This is a genomic window from Cupriavidus sp. UYPR2.512 (assembly GCF_000379565.1).
Taxonomy (GTDB): domain Bacteria; phylum Pseudomonadota; class Gammaproteobacteria; order Burkholderiales; family Burkholderiaceae; genus Cupriavidus.
Genome location: NZ_KB903066.1, coordinates 1 through 1,716 on the forward strand (window position 1 = coordinate 1; position 1,716 = coordinate 1,716).

The window sequence follows — 1,716 nt, forward strand, 5'->3', positions numbered from 1 at the left end:
TGGTGACGTCACCGCGCCGACCTATGCCGAGCTCTATGCCAAAAAATCGCTACCCACTACATCTAGTAGGTTTGGGAGCTAACCGGATAAGCATGCAATAAACTATTGCATGCGATGCCAACTGTGACAAATTGGTTCTCATTACCTATTAATGAGCTTTGGCGTCACTCTACTTGAGTGCTCAGCGGTAGTAGTCTTCGGAGACATTGGCCTCTATGAGGCCTTTCCCGTCCAGCAGGCAGAAGATGTTGAAATTTAACTCGAGGTTGAAACATTCTTGGCGGTGAACGTCGAGCGCACAGACATGCGCCCGTTCGGATGCTCGTTGACGGCAACATCCATAACTCTAGAGAACCGGACAGTGCTCGGGTGCGCGGCACGTTGGCGTGCATAGCCCTCGCAGAGATTGATAGCGTGAGACCGGTCGATGTGCTTAGCCGCTGCGAGGGTCGTCCCCGCTTCGGCCTCGGACTTCGAGAAGTAGGCATTGAAGGCGCCAGCATCTCGGCCGCAGGTTACGAAAAAAACCGGATCAGCCCGCGTACCTTTTTCTCCTGAGATGTACGCAGTGCTCGGGTCAATTTCATTGCACCGAGAGTTCTCCCGGTAAACCTTGTTCACGCCGGCGACGATGATTTTCTTGTATGCCTCCGTTTTCTTCGTCCACCGAAAATCGGCGTCGGTGAAGACCTCTTTGCCGTTGACATCGCGGATGCGCTCCCGCAGGGCAATGCTTGGCACCCAGCCGATATGGGTGTCACTCAGCCAGTCCGGCGTCGTCACGCGGACACGCGACCACCCATTCTGCCAGCAATACTCAGTCACCACCGTTGACCGGTCAATCGACATGTACCAAGTGGTCTTTAGAATCGAACTCGTCTTCTCGTTTATCAGTTTCTTCCCATTTGGGCTAGGCGTTGCCCGCAAGAACACCTCTGAGCCGGTTACGCGATAGCTCTTAATGGGCTCAGCGATACCCGAGCGGCATCCAACAACCTCAGCGGCAGCCCAGGCATCCATGCTGAGCAGGCAGGCAGCAAAAGCGAAACCATGACCTAAGTGTTTGCGCTTCATATACCCCCCGGTGAGGTGCGTGCCCCGTCCACGTGGGCAAAGGCGATATGCCAACGCCAACGCTGACTTGCCTTTCTGGCGCCATATTTTCCTTGTACTCTAAGCTGTCAGAAAACCAACCTCTGTGCGCGCCGCCACAGTGGGGCGATTCAACCGAGGTACACCCGGACCAATCGCTATTGATAGGAACATAACGCCCGCTGCGCCCTGCGCCGCAGCGAGCCTCTCCGTTTTCGAAGAACCCACAGACAACGTGTCGGCCCGATTCTTGCGATGAAAACTCGAACTGCGCCAAACCAGTGCTTCCGCTGGCGCCTGCTCGGTGCTCATCCCAGACAGACTTCGCTTGACCTGATTCCTGCATCGCTTTCCCAAGGGTTCGGGCTGCCTGGTCGAAGCCGCCCCCAGCCCCCGGAATCATCATCTTGACGCTGTCGAGTGCAAACGCCGAGGTGGATAGCGCGAGAACAAAAGATCCTTTTGAGTATCTTTACCGCTTTTCAGGGCGCCGCGACACGCCAAGCTCGCATGCGTTATCGATGGGGCTTGGCTAAGGAACGTGCTCGAAATAACTTCCCGCTATGCGGCGTTCCGTGAGCGGATGCTGTAGTTCCACGCAGGCAAGGTTGAGTCGTACTCGAT

General features: G+C 55.8%; 1 protein-coding gene. It reads right to left on the reverse strand.

What is annotated here, in order from left to right; translation table 11 throughout:
- Window positions 1-255: 255 nt before the first annotated feature.
- On the reverse strand, window positions 256-1,074 hold the full coding sequence (locus A3A5_RS0120030; RefSeq protein ID WP_035813168.1) for a hypothetical protein: 819 nt from the start codon (window positions 1,072-1,074) through the stop codon (window positions 256-258).
- Window positions 1,075-1,716 lie beyond the last annotated feature (642 nt).

Excerpts from the sequence above, each read along its gene's own strand:
- A3A5_RS0120030 (WP_035813168.1), bottom strand. The coding sequence starts at position 1,074 with ATGAAGCGCAAACACTTAGGTCATGGTTTCGCTTTTGCTGCCTGCCTG.